Raw genomic sequence first — 23,739 nt, 5'->3', positions numbered from 1 at the left:
CCCGCGCGGCGGTCCGCTTGTTAAGATCGGCCGATCTGAAACCCTTACGGAGACACCCGATGAGCGAACTCGCCGCCCAATTCGACCAGGCCCAGATCGACGTCAAGCAACTGACGGAACGGCCGGGCAACCTGACCCTGCTGCGCCTGTACGCACTCTTCAAGCAGGCGACCGACGGCGATGCGCACGGCGACAAGCCGGGCTTCACCGACATCGTCGGCAAATACAAGTACGACGCGTGGGACGCGCTCAAAGGCACGTCGCAGGATGCGGCGAAACAGCAGTACATCGAACTCGTCGAATCGCTGAAAAACGGCACGGCGTCCTGACCGGATCGCCCCCGCCGCAATCGGCAATCAAATCAGTGGCGCAGCGCAGCAAATTTCTTTATAATGCGGCCTGCGTCACCTCCGCGCTCGGCTCGCAAGCCGTCCGGCCCGACGCTTCATAGCGTTAAGCTCCAATCCGGTTTAGAACCTGTCCCCTCCTGCTTCGACCCTTGCGGTCGTCAACTAGGCTGGCGGCCCCGCTCCAGAAGCGCGCCGCACCCAAAACAGCTTCTAATGCCTCATCCGCCGACGGTTCGGCGGATTGCACCCGTTTCCCGATTTGCTCGCTGAATCCGACGACTTGGGTATGCGCGATTGGCGCCGACGTTTCACCCACTGTGTTTCAAGGATTGTTATGACTTCGAGCATCAACTCCAGCCCGCTCAACGCGATCGCCGACCAGGCGCTCGGTCTCGACGACGCCGCCGCACCGGCCGCGGTCGAACCGGCGTCGGACGAGCCGACTTTCGCGTCGCTCGGGTTGTCGCCGGAGATCGTCTCCGCGCTGGAGGCCGCCGGCTACGCCAAGCCGACCCCGGTCCAGCAGCGCGCGATTCCGGCCGGCATCGCCGGTCGGGACCTGCTGGTGTCGAGCCCGACCGGTTCGGGCAAGACCGCCGCATTCATGCTGCCCGCGATCGAGCGTTTCGCGCAGCTCCAGAAGACGCAGGCGCAGCAACCGCGCGCGCCGCGTGAACCGAACCAGGGCGACCGCCGCGTGCGCCGCCCGCAACCCGTCGCCCGCCCGGGCCTGCTCGTGCTGACGCCGACCCGTGAACTCGCGATGCAGGTCACGACGGCCGCATCGACGTACGGCAAGCACCTGAAGCGCCTGCGCACGGTCAGCATCCTCGGCGGCGTCGCCTACGGCCAGCAGCTGATGCTGCTCGCGAAGAACCCGGAAATCCTGGTTGCCACGCCGGGCCGCCTGCTCGACCACCTCGAGCGCGGCCGCATCGACCTGTCGGAACTGAAGATGCTCGTGCTCGACGAAGCCGACCGCATGCTCGACATGGGCTTCATCGACGACATCGAGACGATCGTCGCCGCCACGCCCGCGTCGCGCCAGACGATGCTGTTCTCGGCCACGCTCGACGGCAAGATCGGTTCGCTGACGGGCCGCCTGCTGAAGGATCCGGAACGCATCGAGATCCAGCAGCGTCTCGAATCGCGCACGAACATCGCACAAACCGTGCATTACGTCGACGACCGCGACCACAAGGATCGCCTGCTCGATCACCTGCTGCGCGACGACGCGCTCGACCAGGCGATCATCTTCACGGCGACCAAGATCGACGCCGACCAGCTCGCCGGCCGTCTCGCCGACGCAGGCTTCGAATCGGCCGCGCTGCACGGCGACCTGCCGCAGGGCGCACGCAACCGCACGATCCGCGCGCTGCGCGAGCGTCGCGTGCGCGTGCTGGTCGCGACCGACGTCGCGGCACGCGGCATCGACATCCCGGGCATCACGCACGTGTTCAACTACGACCTGCCGAAGTTCGCGGAAGACTACGTGCACCGTATCGGCCGTACCGGCCGAGCAGGCCGTTCGGGCACCGCGGTGAGCCTCGTGCACCATGCCGAGCAAGGCGCGCTCAAGCGTATCGAGCGCTTCGTGCGCTCGCCGCTGCCGGTCAACGTGGTCGAAGGTTTCGAGCCGCGCAAGTCGGCCCCGCGTAACGGCGGCACCGGCGGCCGCGGCCGTCCGGGCGGCGGCAACGGCGGTGGTCGACGCTTCGGCGGCAAGCCGGGCGGCGGTAATAGCGGCAACGGCCGCAGCTACGGCGGCGGCAATGGCGGCGGCTGGAGCGGCAAGCCGGGCGGCAGCCGTGACGGCGGCCCGCGTCGCGATGGCCAACGCAGCGCCGGCCCGCGTCGCAGCAATTCGGCGTCGTAAGCACGCCCGGGCGGCCCTCCGGCCGCCCCGCCCATCCGGCAGACCGGCGCACCCGCGCCGGTTTTTTTTCGTCCCGCACCAAATTTCACGATGCGGAAAATTTTTTTGCGTCGTAAAAAGTCATGCTGCGCGGCACAACCTTACAATTGCGGGATGGGAAAAATCGCTTCTCATTGCAAAATTCACAATTCAAGTCATTGATTAATAACAATTAAAAAGTTTCAAACTTCCTGATGTCGCCCCTGTTTCACTTCGATCGGTTTGCCTAGACTCTTATACAAGACTTCACGAAATGGACTGCACTCCGTCCCGCTTCGAGAACAGCATCACTACCGTCCGATTCGCACCATTAGGCAACACACCGCATCAAGGAGCTCATCATGTCGCGTCAGCAACAGGCACAGGAACTGCAGCAGCAATGGGAAACCGATCCGCGCTGGAAGGGCATCAAGCGCAGCTACTTGGCTGAAGACGTGGTCCGCCTGCGCGGCTCGATCCCGATCGAGCACACACTGGCCAAGCGCGGCGCGGAAAAACTGTGGAGCCTCATCAACAACGAGCCGTTCGTCAACGCACTCGGCGCGCTGACCGGCAACCAGGCGATGCAGCAGGTGAAGGCCGGCCTGAAGGCCATCTACCTGTCCGGCTGGCAAGTGGCCGGCGACGCGAACGTCGCGGGCGAAATGTACCCGGACCAGTCGCTGTACCCGGCGAACTCGGTGCCGCTCGTCGTGAAGCGCATCAACAACACGCTGACGCGCGCCGACCAGATCCAGTGGTCGGAAGGCAAGAACCCGGGCGACGAAGGCTACGTCGATTTCTTCGCGCCGATCGTCGCGGACGCCGAAGCCGGTTTCGGCGGCGTACTCAATGCGTTCGAGCTGATGAAGGCAATGATCGAGGCCGGCGCGTCGGGCGTTCACTTCGAGGACCAGCTCGCGTCGGTGAAGAAGTGCGGCCACATGGGCGGCAAGGTGCTCGTGCCGACGCGCGAAGCCGTCGCGAAGCTGTCGGCCGCGCGGCTCGCGGCTGACGTGATGGGCACGCCGACCGTGCTGGTTGCCCGCACCGACGCGGAAGCGGCCGACCTGATCACGTCCGACGTCGACGACAACGACAAGCCGTTCCTGACGGGTGAGCGCACGGTGGAAGGCTTCTTCCGCACCAAGCCGGGCCTCGAACAGGCGATCTCGCGCGGCCTCGCGTACGCGCCGTACGCCGACCTGATCTGGTGCGAAACGGGCAAGCCCGATCTCGAGTACGCGAAGAAGTTCGCGGAAGCGATCCACAAGCAGTTCCCGGGCAAACTGCTGTCGTACAACTGCTCGCCGTCGTTCAACTGGAAGAAGAACCTCGACGACGCGACGATCGCGAAGTTCCAGAAGGAGCTCGGCGCGATGGGCTACAAGTTCCAGTTCATCACGCTGGCTGGCTTCCATGCGCTGAACTACTCGATGTTCAACCTCGCGCACGGCTATGCCCGCACCCAGATGAGCGCGTTCGTCGAACTGCAGCAGGCCGAGTTCGCGGCCGCCGACAAGGGCTTCACGGCCGTCAAGCACCAGCGCGAGGTCGGCACCGGCTACTTCGACGCGGTGACGCAGACGGTCGAACGCGAAGCATCGACGACCGCGCTGCATGGCTCGACCGAAGACGAACAGTTCTTCGACGGCAAGAAGGTCGCGTAACACGCACAGGCGTTACGCCGATGCCGCGTCTCGCGACGCCGCGGCATCGGCCACCGGAACAACAATCAGGGAGGAGACGGCAGGCGCGCGATGAACGTCGCGCGACCGGCCGCGCGGCCTGCGGGCCGCCAGCAACGACGCGCGCCGGCTTCGTCCGGCGCGCCCTTTTTCTGCGGTGCAGCCCGCCCGGCCACGGCCGGCGCTGCCCTACCGATAGACGATCACCGGAATTTTCGTATGGGTCAGCACGCGCTGCGTCTCGCTGCCGATCAGCAGGCTGCCGAGCCCGCGGCGTCCGTGGGACGCCATGAAGATCACGTCGCAGCCGCCGCGCTCGGCCGCCTCGATGATGCCGAGATACGGCGACGGATGCACGCTCGTCCACGTGTCGCACGCGACCCCGGCCGCCTTCGCGGCCGCTTCCACCTCGTCGAGATGCGCGCGCGCCTCGCGCTCGCTGCGCGCGCGGAAATCGGCGGGCGGCTCGATGATCACTTCGGAAAACGGCGAGTACGGATACTGCGGCAGGCACGCGTAGGCCGTGACCTGCGCGCCGACCGCGCGCGCCAGGTCGATCGCGCCGTCGATCGCCTTCTGCGACAGTTCGGAACCGTCGGTTGGAACCAGGATGTGCCGGAACATCGCGCCCTCCTGCGTCAGTCGCACCGCGCGCGCCGCGAACCCATGCGAGCCGGCTTCGGCGCGTCGCGCATGCCAGTCTCGATTGTAGTGCGCGAAATCGAGCGACCGGCATCGGCAGCGGGTTCGCCCTCATATCGGAAACGCGCGGGCCGCGCCGGCCACGGCCCGCTACCGGCGCCGCCCCGCGCGCCGGGCGGGCGCGCCCTACTCGCCCCAATAACCGGGCCGCTCGTACGTGTGCTTCAGGTAATCGAGAAACAGGCGCACCCGCAGCGGCAGATGCCGGCGCTGCGGAAACACCGCGTGGATGCCGATCGGCGGCGCGGCGAACGCATCGAGCACGCTGACGAGCCGGCCGGCCGCGATGTCCTCGCCGACTTCCCACCACGAGCGCCACGCCAGGCCATAGCCCTCGAGGCACCACTCGTGCAGCACCGCGCCGTCCGAGCATTCCATCGTGCCGTTCACGCGGATCGACACCACCTTGTCGTCCTCCAGGAACGCCCAGCCGCGCTGCTGGTTCGCATTCGCCGCGAGCGCGAGGCAGTTGTGACGCGCGAGTTCCGCGAGCGTGGCCGGCGTGCCGCGCCGCGCGAGATACGCGGGCGACGCGACGCACACGCGGCGGTTCTCGCCGAGTTTCAGCGACACCAGCGACGAATCGGGCAGCTCGCCGAGCCGCACCGCGCAATCGAACCCTTCGTTGACGAGGTCGACCATCCGGTCGGACAGGTCGAGCGTGACCGACACGTCCGGATGCGCGCCGCTGAATTCGGGCACGAGCGGCGCGACGTGCCGCCGGCCGAAGCCGGCCGGCGCGGAAATCCGCAGGTGGCCGCTCGCCTTCACGCCGCCGGCGGACACGCTCGCCTCCGCGTTCTGCATGTCGTTGATGATGCGCAGGCAATCCTCGAGGAACGCCGAACCTTCGAACGTCAGCGTGAGCTTGCGCGTCGTGCGCACCAGGAGCTTGACGCCGAGCCGCTCCTCGAGCGCGTCGAGGCGACGGCCGATGATCGCCGGCGCGACGCCTTCCGCGTGCGCGGCCGCCGACAGGCTGCCTTTGGCCGCGACCGCGGCGAACGTTTCGATCTGTTTGAACCGGTCCATAAGTCGGGAGGACGGCATCGCCGCCCTTCAAATAGCTTGAGCCGCTCGAGATTAGGTATATGAAAGTAAAAGATCAAGTGATGATTAGCGTCTTTTTTAGCACCTTCGATCACGAATAGAATCGACCCCGACCTCTGAAACTGGAGCGCAAGGCTATGTCGGCCACAACGACACTCTCCTCTCCCGACGCCATCCTCTTCGACGCATTCGGCACGTTGTTCGACGTGCATGCGGTCGTGGCCGCGGCAGAGCAGATGTTTCCCGGTCACGGGGACCGGTTGTCGCAGCTGTGGCGACGCAAGCAAATCGAATACTCGCAGTTGCGCACGCTCGCCGATCCGGCCGGCGCGCGCTATCGCCCGTTCCGCGACATCACGCTCGACGCGCTGCGGTTCGCCGCGCGCGCGCTCGGCCTCGCGCTGAACAGCGCGGCCGAGAAGCGGCTGATGGACGAATATGCGTGCCTGTCGACCTATCCCGACACGGTGCCCGCGCTGCGCAAGCTGCGCGCGCTCGACCCGCGCCCGCCGCTCGCGATCCTGTCGAACGGCAATCCGCAGATGCTCGACATCGCGATCAAGAGCGCCGGCATGACCGGCCTGTTCGATCGCGTGCTGTCGGCCGACGCGGTGCGCGCGTACAAGCCGAGCCCGGCCGCCTACGCGCTCGGCACCGCCGCGTTCGGCGCGAATCCGCGCGACATCGTGTTCGTGTCGTCGAACGGCTGGGACGTCGCGGGCGCCACCTGGTTCGGCTACACGACGTTCTGGCTCAACCGCACGGGCGCGCCCGCCGAGGAACTCGGCGCGCCGCCCGACGGCACGGGCACCGGCATGGCCGACCTGCTCGCCTTCCTCGCCACCCCGGCTCCGTCCGGCAGACCCGCGAACCGCGCGCGCCCCGGCCCGGGCGCATGACGTTCGCAGCGCTGCTGCCTTCCCCCTTCACTGAAACCGCAACTGACCGACCAAGGAGATGAGACTCATGAGCACCCCGATCACGCTGCCGCAAGGCATGACGATCACCGGCGAAATCAAGCCGGGTTACGAAGCCATCCTGACGCCCGACGCGCTGGCACTCGTCGCGGCGCTGCACCGCACGTTCGAATCGCGCCGCCAGGCGCTGCTGCAGGCGCGCGTCGAGCGCACGAAACGCCTCGACGCAGGCGAGCGCCCCGACTTCCTGGCCGAGACGAAGGCGATCCGCGAAGGCGACTGGAAGGTCGCGCCGCTGCCGGCCGACCTGCAATGCCGCCGGGTCGAGATCACGGGCCCCGTCGAGCGCAAGATGATCATCAACGCGCTGAACTCGGGCGCCGATTCGTACATGACGGACTTCGAGGATTCGAACGCGCCGAGCTGGACGAACCAGATCGACGGCCAGATCAACCTGAAGGACGCGGTGCGCCGCACGATCTCGCTCGAGCAGAACGGCAAGTCGTACCGGCTGAACGACAAGGTCGCGACGCTGATCGTGCGGCCGCGCGGCTGGCACCTCGACGAGAAGCACGTGACGGTCGACGGCCAGCGCGTGTCCGGCGGCATCTTCGATTTCGCACTGTTCCTGTTCCACAACGCGAAGGAACTGATCGCGCGCGGCTCGGGCCCGTACTTCTACCTGCCGAAGATGGAAAGCCACCTCGAGGCGCGCCTGTGGAACGACATCTTCGTCGCCGCGCAGGAAGCGGTCGGCGTGCCGCGCGGCACGATCCGCGCGACGGTGCTGGTCGAGACGATCCTCGCCGCGTTCGAGATGGACGAGATCCTGTACGAGCTGCGCGAACACAGCTCGGGCCTGAACGCCGGCCGCTGGGACTACATCTTCTCGGCGATCAAGAAGTTCAGGAACGACCGCGACTTCTGCCTGGCCGACCGTTCGAAGATCACGATGACGGTGCCGTTCATGCGTGCGTATGCGCTGCTGCTGCTGAAGACCTGCCACAAGCGCAACGCGCCGGCGATCGGCGGGATGAGCGCGCTGATCCCGATCAAGAACGATCCGGAAGCGAACGACAAGGCGATGGGCGGCGTGCGCTCGGACAAGCAGCGCGACGCGACCGACGGCTACGACGGCGGCTGGGTCGCGCACCCGGGCCTCGTGCCGATCGCGATGGAAGAGTTCGTCAAGGTGCTCGGCGACAAGCCGAACCAGATCGCGAAGCAGCGCGACGACGTGCAGATCGAAGGCAGGAACCTGCTCGACTTCCAGCCGGAAGCGCCGATCACCGAAGCCGGCCTGCGCAACAACATCAACGTCGGGATCCACTACCTCGGCGCGTGGCTCGACGGCAACGGCTGCGTGCCGATCCACAACCTGATGGAAGACGCGGCCACCGCCGAGATTTCCCGCTCGCAGGTGTGGCAATGGATCCGCTCGCCGAAGGGCGTGCTCGACGACGGCCGCAAGGTCACGGCCGAACTCGTGCGTGAATACACGAAGGCCGAGCTCGACAACGTGAAGCGCTCGGTCGGCGGCAACACGCAGCCATACGAACGCGCCGCGGCGATCTTCGAGCAGATGTCGACGTCGGAAGGCTTCACCGAATTCCTGACGCTGCCGCTGTACGAGGAAATCTGACGACGCTGTCTGCTGCGATCGCCGGCTGGCCACGCCGTGCCGGCGGTCGCATGCGATGACGGCATGAAAAAAGCGCCCCGCGGGGCGCTTTCTCTTTGCGGCGAATCCAGCCGCCGCCCGCAGGCACGCTCAGGCGGCTTCCTGCTCGCGCCGGTGCTGAACCCAGTCGCCCGACGCGATGCGCGGGCGCCCGGCCGCCGCATGCGCGGCCACCGGATAATACAGGCACGCGTACTGCCGGCCGCCGAGCTCGACGGTCACCTCTTCCGGCTTGAACAGCGAGTCGACGCCCGGATAGACGCGCTCGATCTCGTCGAGCACCGGGACGAGTTGCTCGTCGACCTCGTAGACGTCGCCCCAGACCAGCGACTTGCCGGCCGGCCCGGCGATCATGCCCGGATACGTGCCGAAATCGACCAGTTCGCCCGGCAGCGCGGCGGCGCCCAGCAGCGTCGGCGCGGCGATTCCGTGGCGGGCGGCCGCATGGCCGATGTCGTTGGCCTGTCCGGCTCTCAAGGTGCCATAGACGAATACGTGGCGCATCGTGGTTCTCCTCTTCGATTCGTGTGTTGCCGTGTTCGCGTGCGATCGGTGCGCGATGGGCGTGCAATTGCGCACGCATCGATAGACCGCGATACCGGCCTGATGGTTCGAACCGTCGGCGCGGGCAGCCGCCCCGGATTCGCCGGTGCCCACACAAAGTTCATTTGAACCCGGCATGATGGCCCGAAAAACCGCCGCATGCGCAAGCGCGGCGCCTTCTAAAATAACGGCATCGCCGCCGCGCCGCCCGAACCGTTCATGAATCCGCCCGCCCAAGCCGACGTATCGAACCCGTACGACGTCATCGACATCCCGCCGGAATTCGCGCCGACCGCCGTCCATCCGATGCGCGTGCGCGCACGACAGGTCGATGCCGGCCGCCGCATTCCGCTGCACACGCATGCGTGGGCGCAGCTCGCGTACGCGTCGCGCGGCGTGCTGCGCGTCGCGACGACCGGCACGACCTGGATGGTGCCGCCGTCCCGTGCGATCTGGGTGCCGCCGCACGTGTCGCACGAAGTCGTGATCGTCGAAGAGGCCTATCTGCGCACGCTGTATATCGACGAGTCGATCGTGCCGGACGGGCTCGATGCGTGTCGTGTCGTCGAAGTGACGGGACTGCTGCGCGAGCTGATCGTCGCACTCGACGCGCGCGACCTGAGCGCCGCACGCGAGCGCCTGCTGTGCGGGCTCGTGCTCGACGAACTGAGTCATGCCGAACCGTTGCCGCTCGCGGTGCCGATGCCCGACGAGAAACGGCTGCGCCTGCTGTGCGAAGCGGTACTCGCGCACCCCGCGCATGCGGAGTCGCTCGAGCACTGGGCGAGCGAGGTCGGCGCGAGCACGCGCACGATATCGCGGCTCTTCAAGCAGGAACTGGGCGTGAGCTTTTCGCAGTGGCGCCAGCAGGCGCTGCTCGCGCGGGCGATCCCGCTGCTGAACCAGGGGCGCCCGCTGTCGCATATCGCGCGTGAGCTCGGCTACCAGAGCCAGAGCGCGTTCTCGGCCATGTTCCGCCGCGCATTCGGCGAAAGCCCGCGCGCGTTCATGCTGCGCGGCTACGAGCATCGAGGCCCGGAAGGCGGCGTCGCGGAAAACGAAACGCCGGACGACGACGACGCGATCGACACGGTGCGCTGATTGCGCGCTCCCGCGCGCCGGCCCCTCAGACCGGCCGCACCATGTGCCGGATCGAGCCGAGTTGCGCGAGCCGCGGCCCGGTGACCTGGTAGCCCATGCGCAGGTACAAACGCGCGGCAGGATTGTCGACGAACACGCGCAACTGCAGTTCGTGCAGCCCGCGCGCACGCGCCCAGCGATGCGACATCTCGAGCATGTAGCTGCCGGCGCCCTGCCCGCGATGGCCGGCCGCGATCTGCACGTCGCGGATATGCAGCGAATCACCCTCCTCGGTCACGCGCAGCACGCCGATGCGCTCGCCATCGGCCTCGAGGATGAAGTTCTCGGATTCGCGCCAGCTCGCATAGAACAGGTCGCTGCGCCACACGAGCCCATGGCGCTTGTAGTAGCCGCCCATGTTGCCGTGCGTCAACGCTTCGGCATACGGAAAATCGCCGGGCTCCGCGGGCCGGAGCTGATACAGGAGTCGCAGGTCGGTCGGATCGAGCATCGTGCAGGAGTCAGAAACGCATCCCGCCACGATAGCGTAGTCGCGTGCGGATGCAATCGCGAATTTCTCGTAGGGGCGCGATATCCGATGCAGCACGTGATATGGGCGGAAGACGCCCCCAGAAGTGCCAATGAAAAAGCCCGCACGAGGCGGGCTTCTTCATTTTCTGGCGGAGCGGACGGGACTCGCCTACCTCCCGCAGGCCGCGGCTGCGTTTGCAAGCGCAGCCCTTCGAGTCCCGCCGGAAGCCGCGCAGACGGCTTCCTCCACTCCGCAATCACGTGCCCGCGAGCGGGCACAACGAGCGATACCAATGAAAAAGCCCGCGCAAGGCGGGCTTCTTCATTTACTGGCGGAGCGGACGGGACTCGAACCCGCGACCCCCGGCGTGACAGGCCGGTATTCTAACCAACTGAACTACCGCTCCAGTCTTGCTGCTTGCCTGGCAGGCGTCGGTTACTTCCTGCCGGCGCGTCGTTTGTTCGAACGACGCCGAAATCTGGCGTCCCCTAGGGGATTCGAACCCCTGTACTCACCGTGAAAGGGTGATGTCCTAGGCCTCTAGACGAAGGGGACAACGTACTGCTTACATCTTTAATACAAAAGCCCGCTCAAAAACGTCTTGAACGGGCTTCGTTCTGGCGGAGCGGACGGGACTCGAACCCGCGACCCCCGGCGTGACAGGCCGGTATTCTAACCGACTGAACTACCGCTCCAGCTTTCTTACCCAACCTGCAGGACGTCGGTTACGTTCCTGCAAGCCTTGCGACACTTCTACGAAACGCCGCTGAATCTGGCGTCCCCTAGGGGATTCGAACCCCTGTACTCACCGTGAAAGGGTGATGTCCTAGGCCTCTAGACGAAGGGGACAAAATCTTTTCAGATTTGTCTGACTTTCGCTATTTACTTCCGGTCAACAGCGAAGGCCGAAATTCTAACTGCTTTGAATCATTTTGTGAAGCATTTATTACTACCGCTACTTCGCAAATCAATCCAGCTTGTTCTGTTGGTGGAGGTAAGCGGGATCGAACCGCTGACCTCTTGCATGCCATGCAAGCGCTCTCCCAGCTGAGCTATACCCCCTTGCAGAACAGAAATGAGATTATATGGACCGATTCTGAACTTGTAAATACCCTTTTTACGATTCGCACGAAATTTTTTGCGAAGCCGCCGCGCACTCACGCGCGGACAGCTTCGCTCGCATACGAACGTCAGGTCAGCGCAGCCTCGATGCGCGACACCACGACGTCGCGACCGAACAGCACGAGCACCGCGTCGATCGACGGCGTGTGCGTCGTGCCCGCCACCAGCAGACGCACCGGCATCGCGAGCTGCGGCATCTTCAGCTTGTGCGTGGCGAGCGTCGCCTTCAATGCGGCGGACACCGCTTCCTTCGTCCAGTCGGCCGCCTTCAGCGCGGCGACGAGATCGGCCAGCGCCGGGCGCACCGCATCGGTCACGTGCTGCGCGAGCGCATCGGCCTCGGGCGCCGGCACGCGGTAGAACATCGTCGCGCCTTCCGCGATCTCCTTGACCGTCGTCGCACGATCCTTCATCAGGCCGACCACCGCGTCGAGCGCGGGGCCCGTCGCGATCGCCGCGTCTTCGATGCCGAGCGCCGCGAGGAACGGTTTCGCGAGTTCGGCGAGGCGCGCGTTGTCGGCTTCCTTGATGTAATGCGCGTTCAGCCAGCTCAGCTTGCTGTGGTCGTACTGCGCGGGCGACTTGCCGAGATGCTCGAGATCGAACCATTCGACGAACTGCTCGCGCGAGAAGATCTCGGCGTCGCCGTGCGACCAGCCCAGACGCGCGAGATAGTTGACGACGGCCTCCGGCAGGAAGCCCGCGTCGCGGTACGCCATCACGCTCATCGCGCCATGCCGCTTGCTCATCTTCTCGCCCTGCTCGTTCAGCACGGTCGGCAGGTGCGCATAGACGGGCGGCTCGCCGCCGAGCGCATTCAGGATGTTGATCTGGCGCGGCGTGTTGTTCACGTGGTCGTCGCCACGGATCACGTGCGTGATGCCCATGTCCATATCGTCCACCACCACGCAGAAGTTGTAGATCGGCGTGCCGTCCGGGCGCGCGATCACGAGGTCGTCGAGTTCCTCGTTCGAGATCTCGACACGCCCCTTCACCGCGTCGTCCCACACGACCGTGCCCGTCAGCGGGTTGCGGAAGCGCAGCACCGGCTTCACGCCGGCCGGCGGCTCCGGCAGCACCTTGCCCGGCTCCGGACGCCACGTGCCGTCGTAGCGCGGCTTCAGGCCGGCTTCGCGCTGGCGTTCGCGCAGCGCGTCGAGTTCCTCGGCCGACATGTAGCACGGGTACGCGAGGCCCTTCTCGAGCATCTGCGCGAGCACTTCGCGATAGCGGTCCATCCGCTGCATCTGGTAGATCGGCCCTTCGTCGAAATCCAGCCCGAGCCATTGCATCCCTTCGAGGATCGCATCGACCGCTTCCTGCGACGAGCGCTCGACGTCGGTATCCTCGATGCGCAGCACGAACGTGCCTTTCATCTTGCGGGCGAACGCCCACGGATAAAGCGCGGAGCGGATGTTGCCGAGGTGGATGAAGCCGGTGGGACTCGGCGCGAAGCGGGTACGGACAGGACGGGTCATAAACGGTAACTCGAACGCCTGGGGCGCATGAATGATTCGACGCGGGACGACGACGGCAGCCCGGACAGCAACGGAGCCGGCGACGCCCGGAACGGGAAAGAAGCCGGAATTATACTCGCGCCGGACATCGCGCCAAGCGCACCGCTTGCTTTATGATGTGCGCGCCGCGGCCGCCAGCCGGCGCGGCGCCGGCCGCACGGAACCCGCTGCGCGGCCGCTCGGAACCTATCGCCGCCGCGGGCCGTGTAACCCGCCGCCAAGCCGCCGGAGAACCATTCGATGTCGTCCCCTCGCCTGTCGCGCCGCCACTTCACGATCGCGTGCGCGTCCGCCAGCCTCGCCGCCTGTACGTCCTTCGGCGACAAATCCCGCTCCGGCACGGCCCTGCCGCAGGAGAAGCCCGTCAAGATCGGCATCGCGCTCGGCGGCGGCGCCGCGCGCGGCTTCTCGCACATCGGCGTGCTGAAGGCGCTCGAGGCGCGCGGCATTCCGATCGAGATCGTCGCCGGGACGAGCGCGGGCTCGGTGGTCGGCGCGCTCTACGCGTCCGGCATGAGCGCGCTGCAGATCAACAAGATCGCGCTCGACATGGACCAGGCGTCGATCAGCGACTGGGCGCTGCCGTTTCGCTCGCGCGGCCTGCTGCAAGGCGTCGCGCTGCAGAACTTCCTGAACAAGACGCTCAACAACCGGCCGATCGAGAAGATGGCGAAGCCGCTCGGCATCGTCGCGACGGACCTGCAAAGCGGCCAGCCGATCCTGTTCCAGCAAGGCAATACCGGGCTCGCGGTACGCGCATCGTGCAGCGTGCCGTCGGTGTTCGAGCCGGTGAAGATCGGCAATCGCGAATATGTGGACGGCGGCCTGGTGAGCCCGGTGCCGGCGTCGTTCGCGCGCAAGATGGGCGCGAGCTTCGTGATCGCGGTCGACATCTCGGCCCGGCCGGACGGCGCGGCGACCAACAACCCGATCGAGATGCTGCTGCAGACCTTCACGATCATGGGCCAGACGATCAAGACCTACGAGCTCGACAAGTATGCGGACGTCGTGATTCGCCCGAACCTCGCGGCGATGGGCGGCAGCGACTTCAACCAGCGCAACGCGGCGATCCTCGCGGGCGAGGAAGCGGTCGCGCGCATCATGCCGGAACTGCAGCGCAAGCTTGCGGCGGCACGCGGCGTGGCTACGACCGCGTAAGCCGCGAGGTGCGGGAGGCCGCGGCACACGCCGCCTCCCGGTGGCCGACGGAACGACTTCCGCCTCGTCGGCCGCGCCGGCCCCAAAACAAAAAACCCTGCCGCCTTTCGGTGACAGGGTTTTTTATCGTCCGGCCCGACCAGCCGGCAACCGTCAGTTGTTGCCGTTCGCCGAATCGTCGCCGATCGTCGCGCGCACACGCCGCAAGTCTTCCGGCTTCATCGGGAATTCCGATTCGATCCGGCGCGCGCCGGTGAAACGCTTTTCCCAGTAGCCGCTGTCGAGATCGTCGACGCGGACGGTGCTGCCCGTCGACGGCGAATGCACGAACTTGTTGTCGCCGATGTAGATGCCGACGTGCGAGAACGTGCGGCGCATCGTGTTGAAGAACACGAGATCGCCCGGCTTCAGGTTGCTCATGCTCACCTTCTCGCCGACGCGGCTCATTTCTTCCGCGCGACGCGGCAGCGACATGCCGAGCGTGTCCTGGAACACGTAGCGCACGAAGCCGCTGCAGTCGAGGCCCGAATCCGGCGAGTTGCCGCCCCAGCGATAGCGCACGCCGATCATGTTCAGCGCGCCGACCACCACGTCGCCTGCCTTGCCCGCCATGCCGGCAAGGAACGACTTCGCACCGCCGCTCGACGGCTGCGCGCTGGTCTGCTGGAGGGAGGCACCCGACCCGATTTGAGTCGAATTGGTGACATTCTGGTTAAAACTGCTGACTTCGTCGGCGAACGCGCCGGGAGCTGCTGCGAACAGGGCGCCGATGAAGAGCCCGGCGATGGTGCGCGCGCATGCCTGGGTCAGGGATCGATGCTGCATTGGTCGATGGAATTTGCTTAAAAATCAGCTGATTGGCGGAAAATTTCGGTCGATACTAGCCAGCGCGTAATCGTTTGTCAAAACAAATTAATAAATACAATCGAGATGGTCAGACCATTGGACGCCTATCACGCTTTCCAGACCGCTTTCAACAGCTTTTGTGTGTAAGGATGTGACGGTCTGGCGAAGATCTCGGACACCTCCCCCGACTCGACGACGGCGCCGTCCTGCATCACCGCGACGCGGTGCGCCATCGCGCCGATCACCTCCAGGTCGTGGCTGATGAAGACATAGCCGAGGTTGTATTTCTGTTGCAAATTCGCGAGCAGCTTCAGCACCTGCTGCTGGATCGACACGTCGAGCGCCGACGTCGGCTCGTCGAGGATCAGGATGCGCGGCTCCAGCACCAGCGCGCGCGCGATCGCGATCCGCTGGCGCTGGCCGCCCGAGAATTCGTGCGGATAACGATGCAGCACCGTACGGTCGAGGCCGACTTCGCGCAGCACCGCGAGCGACTTCGCGCGGCGCGCGTCGGGCGTCATGTCCGGGCGATGCAGCTCGAGCCCCTCGCCGACGATCCGCTCGATCGTGTGACGCGGCGAAAGCGAACTGAATGGATCCTGAAAGACCACCTGCATGTTCGAGCGCAGCGCGGTCTGTTCGCGGCCGCGATAGGTCGACAGCGCGCGTCCCTGGAATTCGATCTCGCCGCCGGCCGTCTTCTGCAGCCCGAGCAGCGCCATCGCGAGCGTCGATTTCCCCGATCCCGATTCGCCGACGATGCCGAGCGTTTCGCCCTGCCTCACCGACACCGACACGTCGGCAACGGCCGTCACCGGCACCGTGCCGAACCAGCCCGCGAAGCCCGGCCGCTTGCGCGCGAACTGCACGCTCACGTGGCGCGCGTCGAGCACGACGGGCGCGATCGGCATTACCGGCGTGACTGTGCGCTGCGGCCGGCTGTTCAGCAGCCGCTGCGTGTACGGATGCTCGGGCGCCGCGAAGATCCGCTCGACCGGCCCGCTCTCGACGAGCCGGCCGTGCTCCATCACCGCGACGCGCTCCGCGAAGTGCCGCACGAGATTCAGGTCGTGCGTGATCAGCAGGATCGACATCCCGCGCTTTTCCGCTTCGTCGCGCTGCAGCTCCAGCAGCAGGTCGACGATCTGCGCGCGGATCGTCACGTCGAGCGCGGTGGTCGGCTCGTCGGCCAGCAGCAGGCGCGGCCGGCACGCGAGCGCCATCGCGATCATCGCGCGCTGCCGCTGGCCGCCCGACAACTGGTGCGGGTAGCTGTCGACGCGCCGCTCGGGCTCCGCGATGCCGGTGCGCGCGAGCAATGCGATCGTGCGCTTGCGCGCCTCCACGGCCGATACGCCGTCGTGCAGCACGATCGTCTCGCCGATCTGCACGCCGATCGTATACAGCGGGTTGAGCGCCGTCATCGGCTCCTGGAAGATCATCGCGATGTCCGAGCCGCGCAGCCCGCGCATCTCGCGCTCGCTCTTGCCCATCAGGTCCTGCCCCGCGAAGCGGATCGCGCCGCCGACTTCGGCGTCGTGCAGCAACCGCAGGATCGACAGCGCGGTCACGCTCTTGCCGGACCCCGACTCGCCGACGAGCGCGACCCGCTCGCCGCGCCCGATCGCGAGCGTCACGTCGTCGACGGCCACCGTGTCGCCGAAGCGCACATGCAGATGCTCGAGCGACAGCAGCGGTTCGTCCGCCTTCGATACGACCGCGTCGCTCATCGCTGGCCTCCCGCTGCGCGCACCGAATCGGCGATCCGCGTGTCGAGCGCGTTGCGCAGTGCATCGCCCATGAAGGTCAGCAGCAGCAGCGTCGCGACCAGCACGCCGAACGTCGACAGCGAGATCCACCACGCATCGAGGTTGCCCTTGCCCTGCGCGAGCAGCTCGCCGAGGCTCGGCGTCGGCGGCGGCACGCCGAGCCCGAGGAAGTCGAGGCTCGTCAGCGCGAGGATCGAGCCGCTCATCCGGAACGGCAGGAACGTGATCACCGGCGTGAGACTGTTCGGCAGCACGTGGCGCCAGATGATCTGCCCGTTCGTGAGCCCCATCGCACGGGCCGCGCGCACGTAGTCCTGCGTGCGGTTGCGCAGGAATTCCGCGCGCACGTAGTCGGCGAGGCCGATCCAGCCGAACAGCGACAGCAGCACGATCAGCAGCAGGAAGCTCGGCTCGAAGATCGACGCGAAGATGATCAGCAGGTACAGCTCCGGCAACGAGCTCCAGATCTCGATCAGCCGCTGCCCGACGATGTCGATGCGCCCGCCGAAGAAGCCTTGCACGGCGCCCGCGGCGATCCCGAGCAGCGTGCCGATCACGGTCAGGATCAGCCCGAACTCGACCGAGATGCGGAACCCGTACACGAGCCGCGCGAGCAGGTCGCGGCCCTGCGCATCGGTGCCGAGCCAGTTCTCGCGCGACGGCGGCGCCGGGTTCGGCACGTTCGAGAAGTAGTTCAGCGTGTCGTAGTAATAGCGGTTCGGCGGATAGACGACGAAGTTGCCGGGCGCCTCGAGCCGCTTGCGCACGTACGGATCGAGATAGTCGGCCGGCGTCGGGAAATCGCCGCCGAAGGTCGTCTCCGGGTACGCATGGAACATCGGGAAATAGGTCTGCCCGTCGTAGCGCACGACGAGCGGCTTGTCGTTCGACCACAGCGGCGCCGCGAGGCTCGCGGCAAAGGCCACGACGAAGATCACGAAGCTCCAGTAGCCGAGACGCTGCTGCCTGAAGCGCTGCCACACGCGGCGGGTGGGCGACGGCGACACGCGCGCCCGCGCGGCTTCGATGCGGGTAGAGGCGACGGCCCGGTTCATCGCGCGCCTCGCCGGCTGGCGCCGGGCATGCGAATGGCTCGTTTCATGTCAGCGCTCCAGGTTGTCGAATTGAATGCGCGGATCGACCCACACATAGCAAAGATCGGAGATCAGCTTGGTCGCGAGCCCGATCAGCGTGAACAGGTACAGCGTGCCGAGCACGACCGGATAGTCGCGCCGCACCACCGATTCGTACGACAGCAGCCCGAGGCCGTCGAGCGAGAACAGCGTCTCGATCAGCAGGCTGCCCGTGAAGAACGCACCGATGAACGCGGCCGGGAAGCCGACGATCAGCGGCAGCATCGCATTGCGGAACACGTGCTTCCACAGCACGCTGCGCTCGGAGAGCCCCTTCGCGCGCGCGGTCAGCACGTATTGCCGGCGGATCTGGTCGAGGAACGCGTTCTTCGTGAGCATCGTGACGACCGCGAAGCTGCCGACGACCGACGCGGTGATCGGCAGCGCGATGTGCCACAGGTAGTCGAGCACCTTGCCGGCGAGCGACAGCTGCGCGAAGTTGTCCGACGTGAGGCCGCGCAGCGGAAAGAGCTGCCAGAACGAGCCGCCGCCGAACAGCACGAGCAGCAGCACGCCGAGCACGAAGCCCGGAATCGCATAGCCGACGAGCACGACGAGACTCGTCGCGACGTCGAACGGCGAACCGTTGCGCACCGCCTTCGCGATACCGAGCGGCACCGAGATCAGGTACGTGAGGAAGAACGTCCACAGCCCGATGCTGATCGACACGGGCAGCTTCTGCACGACCAGCGACCACACGCTCTGGTGACGGAAATAGCTGTCGCCGAGATCGAAGCGCGCGAAGCGCTTCAGCATCAGCCAGTAGCGTTCGAGCGGCGGCTTGTCGAAACCGTACAGCGCCTTGAGCTGCGCGAGCTGCTGCGCGTCGACGCCGGTGTGCGCGCGCATCCCGAACGGCGTCGCGCCCTGCTCCGTCGCGCCCTTGCGCAACTCCTGCACGGCCTGCTCGACCGGGCCGCCCGGCACGAACTGGATCACCGCGAACGTGAGCGTCAGCACGCCGACGAGCGTCGGGATCATCAGCAGCAGGCGTTTGAGGATGTAGCTCCACATAGGGCGTCGACTCGTGATCGGGTGGCGGGGTTGGACGTAGGGCCGGCGCGGCTCAGTGATCGGGCTTCGCCCACCAGGTCGACACGACCCAGCCCTCGGCCGAATAGTACAGCGGCAGCGTCTGCGGATAGGCGAGCGTGCGCCTGTACGCGACGCGGTGCGTCGTGCTGTACCACTGCGGGACCGCGTAGTAGCCGTGCATCAGCACGCGATCGAGCGCGTGCGTCGCGTCGAGCAGTTCCTCGCGCGTCTGCGCGGTGCCGAGGGCATGCAGCAACGCGTCGACGGCCGGCGACTTCAGCCCAATGACGTTGTCCGATCCCGGTTCATCCGCGAACTTGCTGCCGTAACGCGCGAACTGTTCGCTGCCGGGCATCTGTACGCCGATGTAGCGGATCGGCGTCATGTCGTAGTCGAACGCGTCGAGGCGCTTTTGCAGCAGCGCGTAATCGGCCGTGCGAAAGCGCACGTCGATGCCGAGCTTCGCGAGGTTGCGCTGGTAGGCTGCAACGATCCCCTTGAACGGAGAACCCGCATCGTCGAGGATCTCGAATGTGAACGGCTCTCCTTGCGCATTGCGCAACGCGCCGTCGCGATAGGTCCAGCCTGCCTGCGCAAGCAACTCCCGCGCCTTCAGCAGGTTCGCGCGTAGCGAATTCGGCGGATTCGTGTTTGGCTGCACGACCATCGGGCCGAACACGGCCGGGTCGAGCTGCGCCCGCAGCGGTTCGAGCAGCTTGAGTTCGCCCGGCCCCGGCAGACCGGTCGCCTGCAGGTCGGTGTCGGCGAAATAACTGTCGAGGCGCGTATAACCGCCATAGAACAGCTGGCGATTCAACCATTCGAAGTCGAGCGCAAGATCAAGCGCCTGGCGCACGCGCACGTCGCGAAACAGCGGCCGGCGCAGGTTCATGAAGAACCCCTGCATGCCCGCGCCGTTGTGCTGCCGGAACTCGCGCTTGATCAACTCGCCGCTGTCGAAACGCTTGCCGACATCCTGCCGTACCCAATTGCGCGCAATGTTCTCGACGAGCACATCATATTCACCCGCCTTGAACCCCTCGAGACGCGCGACGCCCTCGCCGTACAGCTTGTAGACGATCCGATCGAAGTTGTGGGTGCCGACTCGCACCGGCAGGTCGGCGCCCCAGTACGCGGAATTGCGCCGGTAGGTGATATTGCGGCCGTTGTCGTAGCGCTCGATCACGTACGGGCCGCTGCCAATCGGCTGCTCGAACGCGAGCTGGTCGAACGGGATGCGCGAGCCGTCCGCGCGCAATCCCCACTTGCGTGAAAATACCTGCATCCCCCCGGCGATCAGCGGCAGCTCGCGATTTGCGCTGCGGAACTCGAACCGCACGGTCGCCGGATCGACGACCACGGCCTTCGCGATCTCCGCGAAATACGCACCGAACTGCGGTGCGGCCTGCTTGCTCTTCAGCGTGTCGAACGAAAACTTGACGTCGTCGGCCGTGACGCGATCGCCGTTCGAGAAGCGTGCGCGCGGATTCAGGTGGAACGTGACCGAGCGGCGGTCCGGCGCGACGTCGATGTCGTCGGCCAGCAGCCCGTATGCGGACGCCGGTTCGTCGGAGCTGCCGGTCGCGAGGCTCTCGAACAGCATGTCGATGCCGGGTGCGGTGTTGCCGCGCATCGTGAACGGATTGAACTTGTCGAACGACATCAGCCGGCTCGGGTTCGCGAGCACGAGCGTGCCGCCCTTCGGCGCGTCGGGGTTCACGTAGTCGAAATGCCTGAAGCCCGGCGGATACTTCGGCTCGCCGTACTGCGCAATGGCGTAGGCCGCGTGCGCGGCCGGCGCGGCCAGCGCCGCGTGCAGCGCCAGCACCGCGGCCACGCGGCCGGCGGCCCGCAGCGCGCCGAGGCAGGCGCGCGCGGCGGCGGCCCGGGGCGAACCCTTCGTCATAGAGGCTCTTCGGTCGAATGAGGGTAGTAACGTGGAACGATTCTACCCATTCAATCCGTCGAGCCAAAAGAAAACCGCCACGCGGGCGGTTTTCTCACGAGCAGTTGTCGCGCACGCGGCACGCATGCGCGACCGGCCGATCAGCGCCAGCCGTTGTGGCGGCCGTTGTCCCAGTGACCGTGACCGCGATCGCCGCCCCAGCCGCGGCCGTGACGGCGGTACCACTCGTCGCGGCCCCAGTAGCGGCGGCCGTCCCAGTAGCGGTCGCCGTGCCAGCCGATCACGACCGCCGGTGCGTACACGGGCGCCGGTGCATAGACAGGCGCCGGCTGATAGACGACCGGCGGAGGCGGCGGCGCATACACGGGCGCGGGCGCGACGTAGACCGGTGCCGGCACGCCGACGTTGATCCCGACATTGACTCCCGCCATTGCTGCGCCCGACACGAGCAAGGCCGTCATACCGGTCAGGAGCGAGGCAACACGCAAAGTCTTCATGGATTCCTCTTCTGGTTGTGTCATGTGTGATTCGACTATAGCGGCAAGCGCCGCCCCCGCATATTTCAAGTTTGTAAGAACTGATGCGCGGCATCGCAACGGGAAGCCCGCGCTAACGTCTTGTAACAATCGATGCCGATTTGCCGTCCGAGCCCGCGCACATCGAGTCGCAGTCGTTCCGCAACGCCGGGATCGTCAGGATATTCCTCCGCTCGAGCGTCGATATCCGCACCCGTCATCCGCCCGTGTCGAACCGGAAGCCGAATCGCGCAACCGTTTCGATCCGCGCGGAAAACGCATGCGCGGCCAGCTTGCGCCGCAACCGTACGACCAGCGCATTGACCGTTTCGGGTTCGATGTCGGCATCGTCCCAGGCATAACGCAGCACGGCGTCGCGCCCGACCGGCCGCCCTGCTTCGCGCAGCAGGCATTCGACCACGCGAAACTCCCGTGCGCTGAGCGCGAGCCGCCGGCCACGCTCGTCGAGTGCGCGCGTCGCCGTGTCGAGCCGGATCGATTCACGCATCGCGATGATGCCCGCGCGGCGCCATAGCGCGTGCAACCGCTCGTGCAATTCGACGAACGAATACGGATAGGCAAGACATACATCGCAGCCGGCCTTGAGCATCTGCGCGCGCTGGGCGGACGTTGTGCCGGCGACGATCGCGACGATCGTGGCGCTGCCAGCCGACGCGGCGAGCAGTGGCAATCCGTCGAGAATCGCCGGCGTGGAAGCACCATCGGTCGCGACGATCACGAGCGCGTCGAACCGCTCCTGCGTCGCCGCGAAACAGCCGTCGCGCCATTCGCCGACGCGCTCGACGCCGTGCATGCTCTCTCGAAACGCCTTGTCGAGCCGCAACGCGTCCGGAGTCGGCGGAGCAATCAGCAGGATGCGCATCGATCGGCCCCCTCCTCCGTCACGCGAGCGAACGCGGCCAGCATTCGACCGTGATCGCCGCACCGGCCGGCTGCGCATCGCCGATCCGCAGCGCGAAACCGTGCACACGCATCACCGCCGACACGATGCTCAACCCGAGCCCCGAGCCGTTCACATGACGCGTGCGCTCGCCGCGATAGAAGCGTTCGAGCACCGCATTGCGCTCGCCGGGCGGGATGCCCGGCCCGGTGTCCTCGAACCGGACGAGCGGACCATGCGGCGCCGTCTGGAGCACGATGTGCACGCGGCCGCCCGGCGGCGTGAACTTGATCGCGTTGTCCGCGAGATTGCTGAACGCCTCGAACAGCAACGCACGATCGCCATGGATGCCGTCGACCGTGGCCGCATCGAGCTCGAACGACACGTCGACGGCCTCGGCGAGCGGCTCGTAAAGCTCGCACACGTCGCGCAGCAAGGCCGCGACGTCGACCGCGGCAAACCCGCCGCGCCGGCTCAGCGTGCCGATCTCGGAGATGCGCAGCATCGCGCGAAAACGTTCGAGCAGGCGGTCGGTTTCGTCGCGCGCCGACGCCAGCAGCGCCGCCGACGCGGGATCGTGCGTGCAGAACGGCTGGTCGGCGAGCCGCGCCAGCATCGTATGCACGCGTGCGAGCGGCGTGCGCAGGTCGTGCGCGATCCCGTCGCAGGTATGCCGCACCTCGCCCATCAGCCGCTCGACTTCGTCGAGCATGTGGTTCACCAGATGCGCGAGCAGATCGAGTTCATCGTAGCGGCCGACCGGCAGCCGCTTGCCGAGATCGCCTTCGGCGATCTGTCGCGTGACGCGCCGGATCGCGGCGACGCGGCGCATCTGCCGCATGCCGAGCATGCTGCCACCGGCGATGCCCGCGATCAGGATCATCACGCCGCCGATCACGAGCCCCCGGATCGCGACGTCGCGGACCTGGATGAAGTGCGACAGGTCGCGTGCGACGACCAGCGTCATCCCGTTGTCGCGGCGCACGGCCATCGCGCGCGCGATCGGTGAGGATTGGCCGTCGAGCGGTGCGAGCGTGCGGTTCAGCGTCCGGCCGTGGCGATCGGTGTGCAGCGCCGGCGGCGTCGCGATGTCGCCGGCCACGCGGCGCCCGCTCGCATCGAACAGCCCGTAGAAATTCGTATGCATGTGCTCGTGCTCGAGCCGCCGATGAATCGCGAGCGGCAGCTCGGCGTCGGGAATCGAATCGAAATAGATCAGTTGCCACGCGAGCACCTCGTCGGTGTCGCGTGTCATCGTGTGCGTCGCGGCCACGCTGACCACGCCCGCGAGCAGCAGCAGCGACACCGAGAAGATCGCCGCGTACGCACACAGCCAGCGAAACGTCGTCGTATGCCAGCGGCGCGTGAAGTTCGCCGCGCGGGCTGCGTCCATTCGTGCC

Annotated in this window: 20 protein-coding genes and 5 tRNA genes; 7 read left to right on the top strand and 18 right to left on the bottom strand. The window is 66.5% G+C overall.

Annotation, left to right across the window (positions count from 1 at the left end):
* The first annotated feature begins 59 nt into the window (after positions 1-59).
* The 3 genes from HWX03_RS08570 to aceA all read left to right on the top strand — a co-directional run bounded on the left by HWX03_RS08570 (position 60) and on the right by aceA (position 3,914).
* On the top strand, positions 60-329 hold the full coding sequence (locus HWX03_RS08570) for an acyl-CoA-binding protein (protein ID WP_175870976.1): 270 nt from the start codon (positions 60-62) through the stop codon (positions 327-329).
* Positions 330-684: 355 nt separating this feature from the next.
* Positions 685-2,226, top strand: coding sequence for a DEAD/DEAH box helicase (locus HWX03_RS08565; RefSeq protein WP_175819571.1), 1,542 nt, complete (start codon positions 685-687; stop codon positions 2,224-2,226).
* 380 nt (positions 2,227-2,606) lie between these two features.
* Entirely contained in the window at positions 2,607-3,914 is a 1,308-nt protein-coding gene (gene aceA / locus HWX03_RS08560) for an isocitrate lyase (protein WP_089467751.1), read from the top strand.
* Between the two features lie 207 nt (positions 3,915-4,121).
* Here the strand turns inward: aceA and HWX03_RS08555 are convergent, their stop codons facing one another.
* Together HWX03_RS08555 and HWX03_RS08550 are read right to left on the bottom strand one after the other, a co-directional pair.
* The gene (locus tag HWX03_RS08555) at positions 4,122-4,556 is read right to left on the bottom strand and encodes a universal stress protein (protein WP_050012929.1); all 435 of its coding nucleotides are present in this window, start codon (positions 4,554-4,556) and stop codon (positions 4,122-4,124) included.
* Positions 4,557-4,760: 204 nt separating this feature from the next.
* A complete protein-coding gene (locus HWX03_RS08550; RefSeq protein WP_175870975.1) occupies positions 4,761-5,666 on the bottom strand; it encodes a LysR family transcriptional regulator in 906 nt (301 codons plus the stop codon).
* Positions 5,667-5,821: 155 nt separating this feature from the next.
* Here HWX03_RS08550 and HWX03_RS08545 point away from each other — a divergent pair, with 155 nt between their 5' ends.
* Positions 5,822-6,583 carry a haloacid dehalogenase type II gene (locus HWX03_RS08545; protein WP_175870974.1) on the top strand — a complete coding sequence of 254 codons (762 nt, stop codon included), beginning with the start codon at positions 5,822-5,824 and terminating at the stop codon, positions 6,581-6,583.
* A 67-nt stretch (positions 6,584-6,650) separates the two neighbouring features.
* A complete protein-coding gene (gene aceB, locus HWX03_RS08540; RefSeq protein ID WP_175870973.1) occupies positions 6,651-8,243 on the top strand; it encodes a malate synthase A in 1,593 nt (530 codons plus the stop codon).
* Positions 8,244-8,372: 129 nt separating this feature from the next.
* On the opposite strand, the gene HWX03_RS08535 is transcribed toward aceB, so the two are convergent.
* Positions 8,373-8,786, bottom strand: coding sequence for a gamma-glutamylcyclotransferase family protein (locus HWX03_RS08535; protein ID WP_174390225.1), 414 nt, complete (start codon positions 8,784-8,786; stop codon positions 8,373-8,375).
* Between the two features lie 258 nt (positions 8,787-9,044).
* Between HWX03_RS08535 and HWX03_RS08530 the strand changes: the two genes are divergently transcribed.
* Positions 9,045-9,926: a helix-turn-helix transcriptional regulator gene (locus tag HWX03_RS08530; protein WP_175870972.1), complete on the top strand. Its 882-nt coding sequence runs from the start codon at positions 9,045-9,047 to the stop codon at positions 9,924-9,926.
* Between the two features lie 25 nt (positions 9,927-9,951).
* Here the strand turns inward: HWX03_RS08530 and HWX03_RS08525 are convergent, their stop codons facing one another.
* The 7 genes from HWX03_RS08525 to gltX all read right to left on the bottom strand — a co-directional run bounded on the left by HWX03_RS08525 (position 9,952) and on the right by gltX (position 13,037).
* A complete protein-coding gene (locus tag HWX03_RS08525; protein ID WP_174390223.1) occupies positions 9,952-10,416 on the bottom strand; it encodes a GNAT family N-acetyltransferase in 465 nt (154 codons plus the stop codon).
* 350 nt (positions 10,417-10,766) lie between these two features.
* Positions 10,767-10,843, bottom strand: a tRNA-Asp gene (locus HWX03_RS08520).
* Positions 10,844-10,916: 73 nt separating this feature from the next.
* Positions 10,917-10,992 (bottom strand) — tRNA-Glu (locus HWX03_RS08515).
* A 63-nt stretch (positions 10,993-11,055) separates the two neighbouring features.
* Positions 11,056-11,132: transfer RNA gene (locus HWX03_RS08510), tRNA-Asp, on the bottom strand.
* Positions 11,133-11,210: 78 nt separating this feature from the next.
* Positions 11,211-11,286 (bottom strand) — tRNA-Glu (locus HWX03_RS08505).
* 137 nt (positions 11,287-11,423) lie between these two features.
* Positions 11,424-11,499: transfer RNA gene (locus HWX03_RS08500), tRNA-Ala, on the bottom strand.
* A gap of 128 nt (positions 11,500-11,627) precedes the next feature.
* A complete protein-coding gene (gene gltX, locus HWX03_RS08495) occupies positions 11,628-13,037 on the bottom strand; it encodes a glutamate--tRNA ligase (protein WP_175870971.1) in 1,410 nt (469 codons plus the stop codon).
* A 279-nt stretch (positions 13,038-13,316) separates the two neighbouring features.
* Between gltX and HWX03_RS08490 the strand changes: the two genes are divergently transcribed.
* On the top strand, positions 13,317-14,234 hold the full coding sequence (locus tag HWX03_RS08490; protein ID WP_175870970.1) for a patatin-like phospholipase family protein: 918 nt from the start codon (positions 13,317-13,319) through the stop codon (positions 14,232-14,234).
* Between the two features lie 153 nt (positions 14,235-14,387).
* Here HWX03_RS08490 and HWX03_RS08485 read toward each other — a convergent pair whose 3' ends face one another.
* The 8 genes from HWX03_RS08485 to HWX03_RS08450 all read right to left on the bottom strand — a co-directional run bounded on the left by HWX03_RS08485 (position 14,388) and on the right by HWX03_RS08450 (position 23,732).
* Positions 14,388-15,059, bottom strand: coding sequence for a C40 family peptidase (locus HWX03_RS08485; RefSeq protein ID WP_174390220.1), 672 nt, complete (start codon positions 15,057-15,059; stop codon positions 14,388-14,390).
* 128 nt (positions 15,060-15,187) lie between these two features.
* Positions 15,188-16,810: a dipeptide ABC transporter ATP-binding protein gene (locus HWX03_RS08480; protein WP_175870969.1), complete on the bottom strand. Its 1,623-nt coding sequence runs from the start codon at positions 16,808-16,810 to the stop codon at positions 15,188-15,190.
* Positions 16,807-17,904 (bottom strand): ABC transporter permease, encoded by a 1,098-nt coding sequence (locus HWX03_RS08475; RefSeq protein WP_175870968.1) that lies wholly within the window; start codon positions 17,902-17,904, stop codon positions 16,807-16,809. Before HWX03_RS08475 ends, HWX03_RS08480 begins: the two co-directional genes overlap by 4 nt.
* 48 nt (positions 17,905-17,952) lie before the next feature.
* A complete protein-coding gene (locus tag HWX03_RS08470; protein ID WP_175870967.1) occupies positions 17,953-18,996 on the bottom strand; it encodes an ABC transporter permease subunit in 1,044 nt (347 codons plus the stop codon).
* A 52-nt stretch (positions 18,997-19,048) separates the two neighbouring features.
* Positions 19,049-20,923 carry an extracellular solute-binding protein gene (locus HWX03_RS08465; RefSeq protein WP_175870966.1) on the bottom strand — a complete coding sequence of 625 codons (1,875 nt, stop codon included), beginning with the start codon at positions 20,921-20,923 and terminating at the stop codon, positions 19,049-19,051.
* Between the two features lie 140 nt (positions 20,924-21,063).
* Positions 21,064-21,420 (bottom strand): hypothetical protein, encoded by a 357-nt coding sequence (locus tag HWX03_RS08460; RefSeq protein WP_174431828.1) that lies wholly within the window; start codon positions 21,418-21,420, stop codon positions 21,064-21,066.
* Between the two features lie 235 nt (positions 21,421-21,655).
* Complete coding sequence (locus HWX03_RS08455) at positions 21,656-22,321, bottom strand: winged helix-turn-helix domain-containing protein (RefSeq protein ID WP_175870965.1); 666 nt, start codon at positions 22,319-22,321, stop codon at positions 21,656-21,658.
* Between the two features lie 19 nt (positions 22,322-22,340).
* Complete coding sequence (locus HWX03_RS08450) at positions 22,341-23,732, bottom strand: HAMP domain-containing sensor histidine kinase (RefSeq protein ID WP_175870964.1); 1,392 nt, start codon at positions 23,730-23,732, stop codon at positions 22,341-22,343.
* Between the last annotated feature and the right edge of the window lie 7 nt (positions 23,733-23,739).

This window comes from Burkholderia sp. BCC0397 (assembly GCF_902832865.1).
In the GTDB taxonomy this organism is placed as follows: domain Bacteria; phylum Pseudomonadota; class Gammaproteobacteria; order Burkholderiales; family Burkholderiaceae; genus Burkholderia.
This window is presented reverse-complemented; position numbering and strand designations above follow the sequence as displayed.